The sequence below is a fragment of the Chitinophaga rupis genome (genome assembly GCF_900109685.1).
Taxonomy (GTDB): Bacteria; Bacteroidota; Bacteroidia; order Chitinophagales; family Chitinophagaceae; genus Chitinophaga; species Chitinophaga rupis.
In genome coordinates this window covers 114268-132385 of sequence record NZ_FOBB01000008.1, presented here as the reverse complement: position 1 = coordinate 132385, position 18118 = coordinate 114268, and the positions used below count along the sequence as shown (strand labels likewise).

Below are 18118 nucleotides of genomic sequence, written 5' to 3'. Positions count from 1 at the left end.
ACAAGACGCAAATTAGCCGGTAAGGGAGGCCCCGGATAGGGGGTAAATCATTTAAAACAGGGGGTAAAATCACATTTTGGGCGTATTCCGATCATATTTTGATCATATTTTGATCACATTCAGATCCCCGTTAAAGGAGGGCCGGTATTTTTTCACGTACTCCGAAGGGTTCATACCGAACAGCTTTACGAACTGCTCCCGGAAGTACCGGATATCGCCAATGCCTACCTGCTGGGCGGCCTGGTTAATGGTATAATTTTCCTTCAGCATTAATACAGCGGCCTTTCTTAAGCGAATAGAACGGATAAAGGCGTTAATGGTTTGGCCGGACATAGATTTTACCCTTTTATACAGGCTGGAATGGCTCATGCCAATGGCCTGTGCAAATGTTTTGATGGAAAAATCCTCGTTATCCAGGTTGGCCTCCACGATCTTAATACACTGGTTCAGGAAATCGCGGTAGTCTGCCGGCACGCGTATGCTGGTGTGTTTCAGGGTTATATGATCCAGGAAGTATTGCCGCAGCAGGTGCCGGTTCTTGATGATGTTCTCTGCCTTCACCATCAGCAGCTCTTTGTCAAACGGCTTGGTGATATAATCGTCCGCCCCTTCTTCCAGCCCTTTCATCTGCACATCGGCAGCGGAAGCGGAGGTAAGCAGAATAACCGGTATATGGCTCAGGGTTTCTGTTTGTTTGATACGGGTGCACAGCTCCACGCCATTCATGCCTTCCATCTGGATATCGCTGATCACCAGGTCCGGCATATGCTTTTCCACCAGGGCAAAACCATCATCCCCGTTATCTGCTTCATAAATAATATAGCGGTCCGCAAAAAGCTGCCGCAGGTACTCCCTTATTTCCGCATTGTCATCGATCAGCAGGATGGACCGCTTTTCCGTTACCAGCTCCTCTACGGGTTTAACCGGGCCGCTTACTTTTTCCTTTTTGATTGCGAGGTCTGTACCTTCTGCCAGCTCATGCAGGATCCCGGACCTTGCCGTGGTATCGGCAACCAGGTCGGCGCCTTCCAGGTGGCCGGTGCCTTTCTTTAAGCGGATGAAAAAGGCGGTACCCTCATTTGCCGGGCTGGTATAGGTAATGGAACCCTTATGGCTTTCCACAAAATGTTTTACCAGGTAAAGCCCTATCCCAAAGCCGGTTTGCAAATGTTCCCGCCGGCCTGCTGCCCGCTGGAACTTATCAAAGATCCTGTTGCCCATGCCTTCTGGTATGCCGCAGCCGTTATCCCTGATCAGGATCTCCACTTCGTTTTCCGTTTCCCGCAGCTCCAGAAGGATGCTGCCCCCATCCGGCGTAAATTTAAAAGCGTTGGATAACAGGTTAAAGAGGGCTATTTCAAGCTTCTCGTAATCCGCATACAGCACTATTTGCTCCTGGCTGCAGCGGAACTGGTATTGCATGCCCCTTGCTTTTGCCTGCTGGGAAAAACACAGGTATACCTCATTACACAGCTCCACCACATTCAGCCGGGTTATCTTCAGCTGATCGCCCTGGGTATCTGCTTTACGGAAAAGCAGCAGCTGGTCCACAAGGCTTAGCAGGCGCCTGGCATTCCGGTATACTACGCCCAGCGTCTCATTATCATCCCGCTGTTCCTGTTTTTGTATGAACTCCTTTAATGGATTAATGATCAGGGTAAGGGGCGTTCGGAACTCGTGTGATATGTTTGTGAAAAAGGACAGCTTGCGTTCATTGATCTCCTTCTCTTTTTCATTTTCAAGATGCGCCAGCTTAATTTCATACTGCAGGCGTTCCTGCCGCGACCTGTACCAGATAAAGAACCAGATGACCCCTGCTGCGCAGGTAATATACAGCAGCCGCGCCCACCAGGTGCGGTACCAGGGCGGCAGCACAATAATGCTTACGGTGCGTACCTCCCGGCTCCATTTCCCATCTGCATTAGTAGCCTTTATTTTAAAAACATATGTGCCTTCCTGTAAACGGGTATAATTAGCGGTACGGGATTCCCCTACGTAGTTCCAGCCCTTATCCCAGCCTTCCAGGTAATAGGCATAGCTGATCTTATCGGGCGAAGTATATTCAAGCGCAACAAAATCAAAAGAAACAACCGCTTTGTCATAGGGGACCTTCAGCTCCTGTACATCATGCTGCTCCAGCGGGATGTTATTTATTTTCATACCGGTAAGCAGCAAGGGCGGCATACCTACCTGCTGGTACACGCTATCGGGGTGAAAGATGTTGAACCCTTTGATGCCCCCGAACATTAGCTCGCCTGAGCGCAGCTTCAATGCTGCATTATAGGTGAACTGGTTGCTCTGCAGGCCATCTGACTGGGAAAAATTCCTGAACGTCCACTTTTCCGGGTTAAAGCATGACAGCCCGTTGTAGGTGCTGAGCCACAGGTTGCCGGCATCATCTTCCAGCACTTTAAGAATGGAATTATTCGGCAGCCCGTCTGCATCTGTAAAACGGGTGAAGGTACCGGTGCCTGTGTTAAACAGCAGCAGCCCGCCGCCCTCAGTACCCAGCCAGCAATTGCCCCGCTTATCCATATAGATGGCACGGATGGTATAGCCTATATTATATTCCTGGTGATGTTTGCGGGTGCGGTCAATCCGGATCAGCTTTGCATAGTTACCGGCCCATAAATTACCCTTGCTGTCTTCTGCCAGGCTCTGGATATTTACAATGCCGGGGTCAAAAACCTCAAACTTCCCTTTGGCCCGGTTAAAAGTATACAGGGTGCCATTGTTGGTAGTGCTGGCCCAGAGATCTTTCCGCGCATCTTCATACACCAGCCATACATTATTTTCTTCTACACCGGTATAGGGGTTAAAACAGGAAAAATGCTCAAAGGTGCCGGTTGCCCTATTGTAACGGTTTATGCCCCTGAACCAGGTGGAGAGCCAGATATCGCCCAGGGAATCGCGTATGATAGAGGTGATAAAATTGCTGCTGATGGAGCCTTTTACTGCGGGGTTGCGCGTATACCGGGTATAGGTATTGTGCTCCCTGTTCCAGTATTTTAAGCCGCCGCCATCTGTTCCTATCCAGATATTTTTTCCCTCATCTTCACAAAACGAAAAAATGAAATTGTTGATAGACCCGAAAATGCTGTCATCATTAAAAGCATACAGCTCAAACAGGTGCTGCCGGGGCTGAATAATATTAATACCTCCCCGTAAGGTGCCGATCCATTTCCGGTTTTCCCGGTCCTCATAAATGGAATAAACCGCATTGCTGCTCAGCTGCTGCTTGCTGCCAGGGGCCGGGAAAGGGGCCGCCTGCTCAGCGGACGAATGCAGTACGTACATCCCGTTACCATCTGATGCTATCCATAACATGCCCTGCCTGTCCATGCACAGGTTAACGATCTTGCTATTTTCCGTGATGTAGTTGGCGGAATAGGTATTAGTGCGCTGGTCGTACCGGAAAAGGCCGTTATCTGTACCCAGCCAGAGCGGGCCTTTGGGATCCACTTTCAGGCAGTTCCCCTTGTTGATCTCTTTGTTTACTACCTGCAGGGTTTTATTTACGGCGTCAAACCTGCACAGGCCTTTTCCCTGTATAAATAACCAGGCGTAGCGGCCTCCCCGCTCAAAATCAATGGCGGTTACCTCATACTCCGTGATAGCCTGCCGGCCATCCTGCAGGGGTATCTGGCGGCCGGTATGCATATCCCCTTCAAACAACAACAAACCATTGCTCTCTGAACCGATCAGGATAATGCCTTCCCTGCTGGCTTTAATGATATGGATATTGCCGTTCACCGGCCCGGCGATATTACTGCCTGCCGGTATGTAGCGGGCAACGGAAAACTTTTCATTCACCGGATCAAAAACGCTCACTCCTTTGCGGCCGCCTATCCACAGTCTATGGCGCAGGTCTCCCTCAATGGTATAAATACCATTATCCATCAGGGAGGTGCTGTCCCCTATCTTATTTCTGTAAATTTTAAATTTATAACCGTCGTACCGGTTTAACCCATCATAAGTACCAAACCACAGGAATCCTTTATTATCCTGGTAAATGTTGGTAACTGCATTGTTGGAAAGACCATCCTCTATGCCCAGGTATTTAATGGGATAGCTGGTTGCTGACAAGCGGCCCGTGATAGTAATAAATAAACATAAAATGACAATCCTGTGCCCCCACCCCTTCATACATCGGTTTTAAGTCATATAAAAATATCAAAAAAGGGGTTATAACCGGTTTTTATGTTCATTTAATCTTTGCTAAGCGCTGGTATAGCTGGTGCACCTTTTGGCTTCTTAATACATTTTCTTCTTCCAGGGCAGATGGATAGAGCAATGATCCGGCATTGTAAATAACAACAGAACGGTCAGCAGCTTTAGCAGAACAGGCTTCATGTGAGTTTATTTTGTATTGTAAAAACAGCACAGATCAGCTATACCAGTCATGGGCCGGTTCTGAAAGGGGATGCAGGCAAACCTTCTTTGTTAAACAGGTTGGGATTAACCGGGCAATCGGCCCAGGCATAACGCACGTATACAGGCTTTGTTATTTCATCATTCCACACCACTACCTTTTCACCCTCGATCCGCGCCTTTGCCCACACAAATTTTTTATCGCTGCCCGCTATGGCAAATTCGCTTAGCTCCTCCCCGTCAATGCTCACTAACCCGCTGCCGGTATGGCTAAAGGAAAGGATCATCCGGTTGCCTTCGATCTTAGCCGATTGAAAAATTGGCCCGCTATACACTACAGTGCTGTCGCCGTATGCCAACCGTTGCGCTGCCAGGGCAAGCCGCTCTCCTACTTCCTTTTTCCGGTCGGGATGCACATCATTCCACTCCCCCAGGTCTATGGCCACAGCCATTGCCGTGCGGGGAACAGCCAGCGACTGTAATTGCGCTTCGCGGAAACCAGCCCACTGGCTTTCCATGGGCAGGTAGTTCATTTCCATAAAACCAGGTAGCTGCACATACAGGAAAGGCGCATCCGGCTGCTGCCATTTGCGCCGCCAGTCGGCGATCATGGCGGGTTGCATGCGAGCATAGTCTGCGGCACGCCCGGCATTGGATTCGCCCTGGTACCAGATAAAACCCTTGATCTTAAAATTGAAGATGGGCGCCAGCATTGCATTGTACAATGCAGTAGGCTGGTTCTGTAATGCTATACGGCCGTTATTAGTGATAGCCCCCTGCGGGTTTACCTGGCCCACCTTATATGCCCAGTAACCTTTCAGGTCAATGGTATCATTGCCTGCAATTAGCTGGTAAGGCTTATCCGGAACAAAGCCGCCCTTGCCTGCATTATTGGTTACGCGGATCACAAAAAGATTTTTACCGGCTTTTAGCGTACCGGCCGGCAGCTGGTAGCGCCTTTGGGGATACATATAGGCAGTACTCCCCACCTGTTTTCCGTTTATGTACAGCACATCAGCATCCACAATGCGGCCCAGGAAAACCTTTGCCGGCAACCCGGCCATAGCAGCAGGCACCGTTATCTCACGGCGGTACCATACTACGCCATTCAGGTCGTGAATGCCCTGGTCTTCCCAGTAACCCGGGATATTGATCGTTCTCCATCCCTTAGGGATATACGATGGGTTGGCCCAGCCTTCCGTGTAGCCCTTATCGTTAGCCGGATCTGGGGTGTATACAGGGGGCAGGCTGCGTTCCTTTTCACCCAGGTAGGCGGTGTCCTTATTTTGTGCTATGGTGCCTGTTACGGCTGGAAAATCCGCCAGGCTTTCCTCGCTCATCCAGGCTTCTATAGGTGTGCCGCCCCAGCTGGTATTGATAAGGCCAATGGGAACATGATATTTTTCGTACAGCTGCTTACCAAAAAAATAAGCTACCGCTGAAAAGTCCCTTACATTAGCCGGGTTTGCCCATTGCCAGGAGCCGCCGGGCAAATCGTCCCGGGGGCCCTGCAGGTCCGTAACATTGGGTACTGCAAAATGCCTTATCAGTGGATAATTAGCCGCAGCAATTTCTGCTTCATAACGTACATCATGCAGCCGCATCTGGTGCACCATATTCGACTGGCCGGCACAAAGCCATACATCGCCTACCAGGATCTCTTTCAGCGTAATATGATTACTGGCATCTATTTGCATGGTATAAGGCCCGCCTGCTTTCATGGCCGGCATTACCAGGCGCCATTTACCTTCGGAAGTAGCTATTGCCCGGAACCGCTTATTATTAAAGCGTACGCTCACCTTTTCACCCGGTGCAGCCCAGCCCCAGATGGTAAGATCCCGGTCCCGCTGCAGCACCATGCTGTCGCGGATCAGCCGTGGAAGCCTTACCTGCGCCTGCAGGCACTGACAAATGGAAAGTGTGAGCACAAAGAACGGGAGCAATTTTTTCATACAACAGTTACGAAAATTGGGTATTGAATACGTGGACAGCTGCCTCTGATAATCCTTTACTGTTCAGAGGCAACCTTATCGCTTATACGAAAGAAATCGAAATCTACAAACCCGCCGGGACTTTTTGTAGCATAATTAAATAATCCAAAGCGGTAGCCCATAAAATGCGGTATGGTATAGGACATTTGCAGGGCTGCGCCGATCTTTGTCCAGGATGTGCCATCTAAAGAAAAATAAAAATAAGCTTTATCAGCCTTGTCTTTAAAATCACAGTCAGCTTTCAGGTACACGGTATGCTGCGTAAGCGGGATGCTTTGCAGCTCCACAGGCGAGCCGGATTCCGCGCTTACCATCACCACCGACCGGGCGCTCCCTGCTGCCTTTACGCCCACCCAGCCGTATTTTTGCTGTAATAATATGAGCCCCGCACAATCACCATCCTTCATGTTCACTACATCGATAGCTGTTACACCGGATGAGAAAGGACCGAATGTTCTTTGCGTGAGCGTATTACGCGCCAGCAGCAGCGTGGTATCCACTCTGCCGGTAGTGAGCCGCAGGTAACCCGGGCGCCGGCTAAGCGACCAGCGGCTGTTGTCAGGATTATGGTTCCACTGCCAAACCAGCGGCAGCGGGGCTTCTCCCGGCTTGCGGCTAAACTCATCTGAAGCCACAATGCCCGGATCCAGGCTTTTGTTTGCAGGAAGATCTAAAGAATCGGGCACTTTGCCGTTATTGCCCAGCACCGGCCAGCCATCCTGCCATTTTACAGGCACCCAATAGGGAATACGCCCCACGGCGCCAAAGTCGCGGAACAGGTAAGCATACCAATCCCCCGCTGGTGTGTTGATAAGGCCTCCCTGTGCTACACCTTTGTCCTGCAAGGCAACGCGGCCTTCATAAGGACCGGTAATTTTATCTGCCCGGTGAATGATCACGGTACGCATGCCGCCCCTGGGCCAGCAGATATTGAACAGGTAATACTTCCCGTTAATTTTGAACAGCTGAGATCCTTCTGAAGGCAAACCTATATCTGTGCCGGCAGGTGCGCTGGCATTTTCAATGATCACCTGGCCGGCAGCGCCCGGCTTAAGCCCTGAGAGGTCTGCATTCAGCTCCGCCAGCATTATTTTGCCACCGCCATACAGCATGTATACACGGCCATCATCATCAAAGAACAGGGAATGATCATGTAAAGACGGTTTGAATGAAACCGCTTTCCAGGGCCCTTTTTCAATATCCCTGGTGGAATAGATATAGGTTTTATTGGTAGTTCCGGCAAAAGTGCTTACATAATAAACCCCATTATGGTAACGCAGGCTGCTGGCCCAGGAGCCCCTGCCATAGGTGCTTTGGCCATTGGCAAGGTTCAGCGCATCCACATCATCCAGCACATCATAGGCATAGCTAACAATTTGCCAGTTAACCAGGTCTTTGGATTTCATAATGGGCAGGCCCGGGCTCATATGCATGGTGGTGCTGCTCATATAATAAGTGTCTCCAACGCGGATCATGGACAGATCCGGTACATCTGTATAAATGATGGGATTGTGTGCCTGCTGTGCCTGCAAGCACCTGCAGATGGAAAACGTGAGCACAAAGAGCGTGGCTATTTTTTTCATACAACCATTTACGTGAAAAGTTCTTCAATACATGGTCAATAGTTACTTCTTTTTCCTGACCCTGATAACGGTCAGGGACATAGGCGGAGCGGTGTATTCAAACGTTTTGGCTGCATTGAATGCGGATGTAACGGGTGTAACCGCAGCGGCGCTGCCAAATACATTTGCCGCTTCAGGGCTGCCGTTCAATACTGTTTTTGCTGCCGCTGCATCCAGCTTTCCAAAAGCGGAGAGATTAATTTTCATGCTGCCCTGCTCCGGCCCTGCATTTACGAGCTTCAGGATCACATCGCCGGTTTTGCTGTCCTGCACACAGGAGGCAGCCAGCGCAGAATCAGCAGGGTTCTTTGAAACAACATTCTCAAAATAAGTATCCCCCTGGTTCACGGAAAATAATTGCTGCACGTAGTAATTCACGGTAGGGTAAGCGGAGGTATTGTCAAAATAGATCATGTCGGGATTCCATTGAGTGAACCCGGATTTTGCCAGCAGGGGCGCATACGACGCCAGGCTTACCACATCGCCGTTACGTTCAATAGCTGTCATGTAAGCTGCTTCAGCCAGGGCGTTCTTCATTTTGTTGCCCCGGGATGCATATTCGCCTATGTAAACTTTTGTAGCATTGCGCTTATAAGTATCATAACGGTATTGGTTGGATATAAACCACTCCGGCGCGCTATAGTAGTGTTCATCCACCACGGGCACCTGCAGCGTGTTGGCCAGCTTCCAGCCTTTATCAAAATCTTCGCCTTCCGGAAAAGGCCCAACGGTTCCGATAACAGTTATTTCCGGGTGTTTGGCTTTAACGGCATCATAGATCATTTTAAAGCGCTGCTCAAATTCAGGCGTGATCTTATCCTCATTACCAATGCCCACGTATTGCAGGTTAAACGGAGCAGGATGGCCGGCTGCAGCACGTTTGGCGCCCCAGGTGGAGGCAGCGGGCCCATTGGCCCATTCCACCAGGTCAAGCACTTCCTGGATATAATCCTGCATTTCACTCATATCAATCGCTTTTTGCCCCGTGCCGCCAATGCGCCAGGTACCGCCGGAATTCTGGCAGCTAACTGCAGCAGGCAATACCGGTAATGGTTTGGCGCCTATATCTTCACAAAACTGGAAATACTCGAAATAACCCAATCCGGCTGTTTGATGGTAGCCCCAAATATTTTTTTGCTCTACCCTTTGTTCAATGGGGCCAATCGTGTTTTTCCAGCGGTACATGTTCCCCAGCCCATCGCCATGCGCCAGGCAGCCGCCGGGAAAGCGGATGAATTTTGGATGAATATCTGCAAGCAATTGGGCCAGGTCCGCCCGCAGCCCATTGGGCCGGTTCTTAAACGTATTTGCGGGAAATAACGATACCACATCTAATGCCAGTTTACCTTTGGTAGTGGCCAGCACCACTAATGCAGTGCTATCATTGGTAGCGGAGACTACCAGGTCTGTGGTATATTTTTGCCAGTCAGGTGATGATACCCTGATCTTACTTTCCGCCAGTGTTTCTCCTTTCGGGTTCTGAAGGCTTACCACTATATTAACGGGGTCTTGCGAAAGCAATTTTGCAAAAACAGAAAAATGGTACTTTTCACCGGCCTTCACAGGTATTTTAGCAAATCCATCGTTCCTGATCCCTACGCCACTATCCCCCAAATGCTCAATGTTCAGCACTGCATAGTGGGGATTGTTGGGATGTACCGGCGAAGTGGTTTCTATATTCAATGAGCCGTAGGAGAATCCGGGGGTAATGTATTGCCAGAATGAGAAAGAATGCCACTCACGCCTGTCAGTAGGGCTGTACTCAAAGGAGCGGTTCTGCACCAGCTCTCCGTATAAGCCGCCATCTGCCGAGTAGTTGATATCTTCAAAGAAAAGGCCGAAGAGGTCAGGGCTTATTTTTTTACCTCCTTTTACGCCCTGGGCAAATGCATGGGCGCACAGCAGCATATTCACTACCATAAAGGTAACTGGCACTATTCCGTGGCACAGGTGTTTGCGATAACTTTGAGCTTTGAATATTTTCATAACTGATCTATTTAATCCATGGCCGATGGTCCAAAGTCCATGGAATACACCGCAGGAAAGTTCATAACAGATAAGTAAATACCAGCGGAGCAGCGTACCTGGTTGCGCTGGCCGCAAGCAACAGGACGGCATAGTCCATACGTGGATTAATGATCACCTGCGGTGGCGGTATTTTGCTGGACCTTATAAGATTAACTGCCTGCCGCAGGATAACAATTGTAAATTTGACAATTAATATCTGAAACGTCAAATTTTTTCACCATTATTTTTTTGATGGCTTTTTTAACCCGGCGGTCACTAAATAAAGCTGAAGTATATTGTCAGGGGTATTACCCGTTTTACGGGGCCGTTACTATTTCAAATTTTATAACGCGTTAAGTTTCTTTAGCGCTTTTATTCCACCCTCATTATCAGGGTTCAATTTCAGCGACCACCTGTACATAATAATGGCATCCTGGCGGTTGCCGCTTTCCATAAGGGCTTCGCCGTAGCTGTCATATACGTTATAATCCGCCGGATCCAGGAAAGTATTCAGCTTAAAGGTTTCCAGGGACATTTGCTGATGGCCTTTAAAAGTGGCCTGGTACAGGAAATCGTAACCGAGAAAGTTCATTTCCTTAACACTGAAATAATAATGTGCAGTGTCCGAACGGTACAAATGAAACATGCTGACTGCATGATCCGGGCCACCCGCTATAAGGGCCTTTGCATAAGCCCTTACCACTGACTTTTTTGTATCAACAGGAATAGCCGGTTTATTATTCAGTAAATAAAATCCTGAGGTAACCACTGCTCCAAAATTGCTTACACCGTTAGTGTAAGCAATGATGGTTTGCTTTCTTTCCAGGCTCCTGTAATAAAAAGTAGCAATACCAAACTTAAAACCGCCATGCCCAACGGCTTTTCCATATCCTGGCTGCTCAAATATTTCCCAGCCTAACCCATAATAACCTTTCCCATCTCCCCACATTGTATCCATATGATCTTCATACACCTGGCCATTATTTAACTTTAAGGGAGTTAGCGCCAAGTCGATACTAGCTTGTTTGAGTAATTTGCCGGCAAAAAAGGCCGCATCAAACTTTAATATATCTTCAACAGTACTGATAACATTGCCTGAGCCATAGGCTGCCTCATTGTTATATTCAGAGAACCGGTAGCGTTTTACCTCGTTAGATGGTATATATACTGAATCAAAAAAGGTTGGCAACACCTGGTGTATCACCCTGGCAGTATCATTCCAGCTGTGGGTACCATACATGGCCAGGTATGAGTTGCTCATACCGGCCGGTTTAAAAATATATTTATCCAGGTATCTTGCAAAAGGTAATCCGCTCAGCTTTTCAACCAACAGGGCCAACAGCATGTAGTTGGTGTTACAATACCTGAATTCATCGCCGGGCTTAAAGTAAAGGGGTTTACCCCACTCCTGCAACATGGTCATCAAAATGGCATTTGTGATCACCGTATCCGGGTTCTTTTTAATCACAGCCTCTGTAAGTTCCAGGTTGGGCAAACCGGAGGTATGTGTAAGGAGGTGTTGTATAGTAATGCCCTTAAACGGAAATTCCGGAAAATACCGGCTGTAATCATCCTCCAGTTTTAACTTACCCTTTTCACGCAGCTGCAGTATAGCCGTGGATGTGAAGATCTTTGAAATGGAAGCAAGGTTAAACCTGGACAATGCATGATTTCTTTTATTTAATCTTTGATCGGCATATCCCCCGCTGTAAATTATCAGGGGATGGTTATTTTCTGCCAGCAATACATTACCGTTATGCAGGTCGTGGATCTTTATAGAATCAAAATAGGAGCGGATAAGCTGCCCTTTCTCCTGACCAGACAGTTTCCCGGAGAAGATCATAAAATAGCCGGCCATCAGCCCAATGAGCAAACGCATAAGAATAAATTTGAGGTAATAATAATGTACCTGTATTATTCTTTTAGCAAAAGTGATGAACCGGTATGCAAATGTGATGTACTGAAGCTTTTATGGTTTTTGGCTGTCCTTCAGCTTTACCGGGCCGCTTGTTTTATTACGTAACTTCAGGTTAAGTATTTCTACAAAAATTGAGAAAGCCATGGCAAAATAAATATACCCTTTAGGTATATGCTGATCAAAACCTTCGGCTATCAGCGATACGCCTATCAGCAATAAAAACGACAGGGCCAGCATTTTTACCGTGGGGTGGCGGTTTACAAAGTTGCTGATACCGGCTGAAGAAAACATCATTACTATTACTGATATAACCACCGCTGCGATCATCACAGCGATTTCATTGGCCATACCAACGGCGGTGATCACCGAGTCAAGGGAAAATACGATGTCGAGCAAAAGTATTTGTATGATCACCCCGGTAAATGAATATTTTTTCACCGCTACAGCGCCATGCTCATCCCCTTCCAGCTTCTCATGGATCTCCGTGGTGCTTTTATAAATAAGGAATAAACCGCCTGTTAGCAAGATCAGGTCGCGGCCGGAAATAGCCAGTTTCTCCAGCCAAAAGCTGCTGTTTATATTCAACCAGCTGCCTACGTTAAACAGCGGGTTGGTTAAAGTCATGATCCAGCTTAGGGAAAGCAGCAGTAGTATACGGGTTATCATGGCCAGCGCAAGGCCAAGCTGCCTGGCTTTTTTCTGCTGTGTGCCCGGTAGCTTACCGGCCAGTATAGAAATAAAGATAATATTATCAATGCCCAATACAATTTCAAGCAACGTGAGTGTTAATAAAGACACCCAGTTTTCCGGGTTGGTAAGAATCTCCATATAGGTAGAATTATGATGAAAATTAAATACGGGACCTGGCATCCGTTCCCTTAGTTATCAAATACACTGCCGGTTCTTTTCCCGGGCAGCAAAAGTCCTGTTTTAATTGCTATCGCTTATTATCACCATGTTTCATTTGTATCCGGAATATACATAAAAATCTTATTTTAAAACCAGCGAATAGCCAACCTCTGTAACTGCTATTCGCATAAGTATTGTGGTATGAAATTAAAAGCTAACCATGCATACACGAAAAAGTCCCGGCTGCATTTAAGCAACCGGGACCTGTTACACGCGGCGGCAATACCTTAGTCATTGGAAGGCGGATAATACCGGTTTGTTATTGAATATACCTGCAATATTTCGTTCTTAATTTCAATCAGTTTTTCAAATTGAAAGCCCAGCTTTTTCAGGAGCCGTATGGAGCTGGTGTTGTGGGGAAAGGTTGTAGCCAGCAGCTGTGCATGCGCCGGGTCCTGCAGGATGTTTAGCTTAACTTCAGCAGCCGCTTCATAGGCATAACCCAATCCCATATACTGCGGCAGGAATGCAAAGCCTAAATCGTAATACAGCAGGTAATCCCGTTTTATAAGGGATATAATGCCAACAGGAATGTTCCCGTCTATAAGCCTCACCACCCAATAGCTAAGGTTGGGCGTAACTAATATTTTGCTTATATAATTTACAGCATCCTCTTTGGAATGAATATTCCTGTTCCCAATAAATTCAAGCCAGCCCTTTGAATTAAGCAGCTCAAATACAAAGTCGTGGTCATTGATGGATAGCTCACCTATGGAAAGCCTGTTGGTAGTAATTGGAACCTGCATTTTCAGCGGATAGTTTTTTAATTCCTGCAGCTATCTAAAGTATGCAGCGCAGGCATTGAGATAACAAAGTACCTTGATCTTCCTTGCTAAGATAATATTTACGGCTCAATTATTAATGTAAGCACCAGGCCCCGTAACGGCAGGCATCCCGGAGCCTGGTGCACAAAGATCAGAACGGGTACCGGCGCATGCCGCCATCTACCACGGCCACGGCGCCGGTAATATACTGTGCACGCGGCGATACCAGGAAAACAGCCATATTGGCTATATCCTGCGGCTCACCGAAATCGCCCAGCGCAATTTCACGCCCGGCAAATTCCCTGCGTTCATTGCCCGGGAAAAAAGGGCGGATATTGTCCGTGTCGATAAGGCCCGGTTGCAGGCAGTTGATCCTGATGCCGTGCTGCCCCAGCTGCATGGAAAGCTGTTTGGACCACACCACGATGCTTGCTTTGGCAACAGCGGAAGCATTTACCTCCCGTAGCTCATACGTACTGGATATGTTCAGGATAGCGCCTTGCTTACGCGCTATAAAATGGGGCAAAAGCTGCTGTGTTAATTGCCGGTGACGGTCAAAGTCCAGCGTCATAGCTGCCGCCCATTCTTCTTCCGCTCCTATGATCTCCAATGGACGGCTGCGGCCTGCGTTGTTAATAAGAATATCTACCTGTCCCAGGCCTGACAGGGCTGCTGCTGCAATCTTTTGCGGCCCGTCCGCTGCAACAAAATCCTGTACAAATGTTAGCGGGGCTACGCCGCCTGCTGCTGCAATTTCTTCTTTGAGGCTGTTCAGCAAATCTTCTTTTCTTGCGGTGGCCAGCACTTTTACGCCTTCCATTGCCAGCTCTTTTGCAATGGCCCGGCCCATTCCCTGGCTGGCGCCCGTTACCACCGCTGTTTTTCCTTTTAAATACAGATCCATGATCTTTCTCCTGATTTGGTTTTGAAAATTTCTTTCCAAAAGTAGCAGGTAGTGCCCTAATTTTGCGGTGGTACAATCAATTGTATGGTACCTACAAAATTGTAAGTAATGGCAGCCAGAAAGCAAAACTCCACTTATACGCGTAATGAAATTTCCCTTAGTGAATGTGATCTTAGCTATGCTATTAATAAGATCGGTGGAAGATGGAAGCTACAGATCCTCAGTATGCTGAACAACAAAAAGCTGCGGTTCACTGAGCTTAAAAAAGAATTTTCCTTTATTACAGAACGCATGCTCAGCTTACAATTGCGGGCTTTAGAGCAGGATGGCCTGGTTAAGCGCACCGTTTATGCTGAAATTCCCCCAAGAGTAGAATATGAGCTTACTGAGATGGCCCTGGAACTATGGCCTATTTTAAACCAGCTGAGCAGCTGGGGCGGCAAACAACGAAAGAGGGCATCTCTTTGAGACGCCCTCTTTTGCTTTAAAGATCAAAAATTATGATGCGTCTCTCAACGCTTTGATCCGGTCATGTGCAGCCTGAATTTTTTGAGCCTGCATGGATACTGTTTGCAGTGCTTCAGCTGGTAATTCATCTTCAGCCAGCACATCTTTATAGGCTTTCTTTATTGCATCTTCACCCCTTTCTGCTTCAGCCAGTATGCTGGCCCGGTCACTGCCGCCAAATAATGACTTAACATCTATCCAGGCGCGGTGTAATGTACCGCTGGCGCTGGTACCGGTTTCAACATCATCTGAATAACGGGCTACTACTGCGGTTAATTCCTGGCTGAACTGACGGCTTTGTGCAGCATATTCCTGGAACAATGTTTTCAGGTCTATATTTTCAGGTTTTATATCTGCAATTACCTTTTCAAAACCAGCTACGCGGTCATTATTCAGTTCAATCAGGTCATTTAATACATCTACTGATTTTTCTGTTGTGTACATGATATTAATAGTTTAAGGTTAATAATAGTTTAGGGTAGTATTTCAACTAATATGCCACATTGAAACAGCGGACAGAGGCGTGAAACGGCCTCCTATAGAAAACGGAATAACCATAGCTATCTCAGAATTTTCAGCGTATGGAATAACGCACAATTAGTAGAATATTCTCAACACTCAACCCGGTTGCGCCTTTCCAATACCGGGTAATGATGGCGTTTAGGGGATGAAGCCCACCTGCAAAAAATAGATCGCACAATGTAGCCGCGAATATTTATTTTTATCTAAAAGAAAAGATCTATGAGCACTGAAAAGGCGATACTGGCCGGTGGCTGTTTCTGGGGCGTGGAAGAGCTGATCCGCAACCTTCCCGGCGTAGCTTCCACGGTTGTTGGTTATACGGGTGGAGATGTACCGAATGCTACTTACCGCAACCACGGCACACATGCGGAAGCAATTGAAATTGTCTTTGACCCGGAAATATTATCATACCGTACCCTGCTTGAATTTTTCTTCCAGATCCACGATCCAACCACGCTTAACAGGCAGGGGAATGACAGGGGTACCTCTTACCGCTCCGCTATTTTTTATTTAAGTGAGGCGCAAAAAGAAACTGCCAACACATTAATTGCAGAAATGAATGCTTCCAAAAAGTGGCCCGGGCCTATTGTTACGGAAGTAGTGCCGGCCTCCGATTTCTGGAATGCAGAAGAAGAGCACCAGGACTACCTGCAAAAAAATCCGTATGGATATACCTGCCACTTTATAAGGCCTGACTGGAAATTAAAGTAATTACAGGCATCTGCTCAACGCAAAAAGATCCGCACGCAAAAATGCATGCGGATCTTTTTTATGGATACGAATACTATTTTACTTCACAGCAGTTGCCGCTGCTATAATAACTTTTGCTACAGCTTCAGGCTGCGACATAAAGATCACGTGGCTGCCTTTCAATTCGGTTATTTTAGTGTTGGACCTTTGGTACATTTTGCGCTCTATTTCCGGCGCAATGCTTTTATCTTCCGTGGCTACTATCCCATAAGCGGGCTTGTTATGCCAGGCCGCCTGGGTAACAGGGGTTGCAAATCCTTTGGCATAAAAAGCACCCTGTGAGGCATACATAAAATCCGCTTGTGCCTTGGGAATATCTGCGCAGAAACCTCCATGAAATTTAGCCTTGTCGTAGTATACAATTCCTTTATCATCCGGCGGCTGTATGCCATTCTCAGGAGCCGGGGGCGCGGTTTGGATCCATTGCAGCGCTGATTCGCCATTGTCCGGCTGGAAAGCAGCTACATATACCAATGCAGCTACGTTGGGATGGTTGCCTGCTTGCGTGATCACGGCGCCGCCCCATGAATGACCTACCAGTATAGTGGGGCCATCCTGTTTATCAAGCACAACCTTTGTGGCGGCTACATCATCTTCCAGGGAGCTTAAAGGATTTTGAACAACGGTTACATTGTATCCTTTTTTTGTAAGTATCTCATAAAGCGCCTTCCACCCGGATCCATCTGCAAAAGCGCCATGTACCAGTACTACATTTTTCACCTGTTGAGCGTTACTTTTTGCAGCAAAGCCCATTATGCCTGCTAAGGCGATCAGTGTGGCGCATAGGGCGCCCTTTAACTTATGTATTAAGTTTGCCATTGTGTCTGTAGGAGTTTAATTGTTTGAAATAGCCGGCTTAGTAAATACCATGCATGGGGATTACCGGCACTGCAAAGTAACGGCACCGGCTGGTACAAGGCAATGCAGAAAAGCAGGTAAGATTTGGATTTTTAGCGGCTTCGCTTTCTGTATCCCAGTGGAGAGATCTTTTCCGATATAGTAAAAAGCCGTGAGAAATAAGCATGATCATCATATCCCAGCTCTCCGGCTATCTCTTTAATGGTAAGATCCGTATAATACAGCAGGCGCTTGGCTTCCATGATGATCATTTTTTGGATCCAGTAGCTTACTGTAAAACCGGTAAAGTCTTTAACAGCTTCATTTAAGTAAGGGGTAGAGATCTTTAAAACACCGGCATAGTCAGAAGGTCTCTTTTTAACCTTATAATGCTGGAATAACAGGGCTTTAAACTGCCTGGTGATGGTAGTGCTCCGGGATTCCTTTTGCCCTTTACCCGTTTCTCCATTGGCATATTCCCGTGTGATGGTTCCTATTATAACATCCACCAGCCCGCGTTTTATGTGCTGCTGGCATGCATCGGCCCCGGTGGCCTTCACCTCATCAGCAAGGAAGGTTAAACAGCCGGTGAGCTTCTTTTTCTTTTGTTCTGAAACAGCTGCCGGCTCGTGCAGCAGGAAGTACTGATCCAGGATCGATTTATAGGTTTGCTGCACCAGGGAGGGTTCTACCGTTAGCATCCATACGCTGTCATTAGTCGCTGAAAAATGATGGATCTGCCCTGGCAGAATGAAATACACCGTACTGCCTTTAAGCATTACCTTCCTGAAGTCCAGCTCCAGGTTCAGCTTTCCTTTTTCCTGGAAAATAAAAATATAGTTCTCATCGCGGTGGGGGACCTCGGTAGCCGCTGTTTTAATGATCTGTGAAAAGCTGACAAGCTGCAAGCCATGATGTTTGACCTCATCGGTTGCAATAGTGGGGATCATATATTTATCTTTGGGCATAAGGGGTAATTCAGCTCAAAATACTATTTCCATCCATCCTTAAAAATA

At 47.5% G+C, this 18118-nt stretch carries 13 protein-coding genes; 2 read left to right on the top strand and 11 right to left on the bottom strand.

From position 1 onward, the window contains the following. Positions 1 to 102 precede the first annotated feature (102 nt). The 8 genes from BMZ54_RS25255 to BMZ54_RS25210 all read right to left on the bottom strand — a co-directional run bounded on the left by BMZ54_RS25255 (position 103) and on the right by BMZ54_RS25210 (position 14486). The gene (locus BMZ54_RS25255; RefSeq protein ID WP_238386692.1) at positions 103 to 4086 is read right to left on the bottom strand and encodes a hybrid sensor histidine kinase/response regulator transcription factor; all 3984 of its coding nucleotides are present in this window, start codon (positions 4084 to 4086) and stop codon (positions 103 to 105) included. Positions 4087 to 4400: 314 nt separating this feature from the next. Then, complete coding sequence (locus tag BMZ54_RS25245) at positions 4401 to 6323, bottom strand: sialate O-acetylesterase (RefSeq protein ID WP_089918711.1); 1923 nt, start codon at positions 6321 to 6323, stop codon at positions 4401 to 4403. Between the two features lie 56 nt (positions 6324 to 6379). Further along, entirely contained in the window at positions 6380 to 7945 is a 1566-nt protein-coding gene (locus BMZ54_RS25240; protein WP_089918709.1) for a glycoside hydrolase family 43 protein, read from the bottom strand. 42 nt (positions 7946 to 7987) lie between these two features. Next, positions 7988 to 9970: an alpha-L-arabinofuranosidase C-terminal domain-containing protein gene (locus BMZ54_RS25235; RefSeq protein ID WP_238386691.1), complete on the bottom strand. Its 1983-nt coding sequence runs from the start codon at positions 9968 to 9970 to the stop codon at positions 7988 to 7990. 364 nt (positions 9971 to 10334) lie between these two features. Continuing rightward, positions 10335 to 11870: a serine hydrolase domain-containing protein gene (locus tag BMZ54_RS25225; RefSeq protein ID WP_089918702.1), complete on the bottom strand. Its 1536-nt coding sequence runs from the start codon at positions 11868 to 11870 to the stop codon at positions 10335 to 10337. Positions 11871 to 11960: 90 nt separating this feature from the next. Then, entirely contained in the window at positions 11961 to 12737 is a 777-nt protein-coding gene (locus BMZ54_RS25220) for a TerC family protein (protein ID WP_089919012.1), read from the bottom strand. A 308-nt stretch (positions 12738 to 13045) separates the two neighbouring features. Continuing rightward, positions 13046 to 13564 carry a GNAT family N-acetyltransferase gene (locus BMZ54_RS25215; RefSeq protein ID WP_202909355.1) on the bottom strand — a complete coding sequence of 173 codons (519 nt, stop codon included), beginning with the start codon at positions 13562 to 13564 and terminating at the stop codon, positions 13046 to 13048. A gap of 169 nt (positions 13565 to 13733) precedes the next feature. Beyond that, positions 13734 to 14486, bottom strand: coding sequence for an SDR family NAD(P)-dependent oxidoreductase (locus BMZ54_RS25210; RefSeq protein ID WP_089918700.1), 753 nt, complete (start codon positions 14484 to 14486; stop codon positions 13734 to 13736). Between the two features lie 108 nt (positions 14487 to 14594). On the opposite strand from BMZ54_RS25210, the gene BMZ54_RS25205 reads away from it, so the two are divergent. Further along, positions 14595 to 14954 (top strand): winged helix-turn-helix transcriptional regulator, encoded by a 360-nt coding sequence (locus tag BMZ54_RS25205; protein WP_089918697.1) that lies wholly within the window; start codon positions 14595 to 14597, stop codon positions 14952 to 14954. A 30-nt stretch (positions 14955 to 14984) separates the two neighbouring features. On the opposite strand, the gene BMZ54_RS25200 is transcribed toward BMZ54_RS25205, so the two are convergent. Continuing rightward, positions 14985 to 15437, bottom strand: a complete 453-nt coding sequence (locus tag BMZ54_RS25200) for a ferritin-like domain-containing protein (RefSeq protein ID WP_089918695.1) — start codon at positions 15435 to 15437, stop codon at positions 14985 to 14987. A gap of 297 nt (positions 15438 to 15734) precedes the next feature. On the opposite strand from BMZ54_RS25200, the gene msrA reads away from it, so the two are divergent. Beyond that, positions 15735 to 16226, top strand: a complete 492-nt coding sequence (msrA, locus tag BMZ54_RS25195) for a peptide-methionine (S)-S-oxide reductase MsrA (protein WP_089918693.1) — start codon at positions 15735 to 15737, stop codon at positions 16224 to 16226. A gap of 78 nt (positions 16227 to 16304) precedes the next feature. Here the strand turns inward: msrA and BMZ54_RS25190 are convergent, their stop codons facing one another. Next, a complete protein-coding gene (locus BMZ54_RS25190; protein WP_089918691.1) occupies positions 16305 to 17084 on the bottom strand; it encodes an alpha/beta hydrolase in 780 nt (259 codons plus the stop codon). A 131-nt stretch (positions 17085 to 17215) separates the two neighbouring features. Continuing rightward, on the bottom strand, positions 17216 to 18070 hold the full coding sequence (locus tag BMZ54_RS25185) for an AraC family transcriptional regulator (protein WP_089918688.1): 855 nt from the start codon (positions 18068 to 18070) through the stop codon (positions 17216 to 17218). Positions 18071 to 18118: the final 48 nt, after the last annotated feature.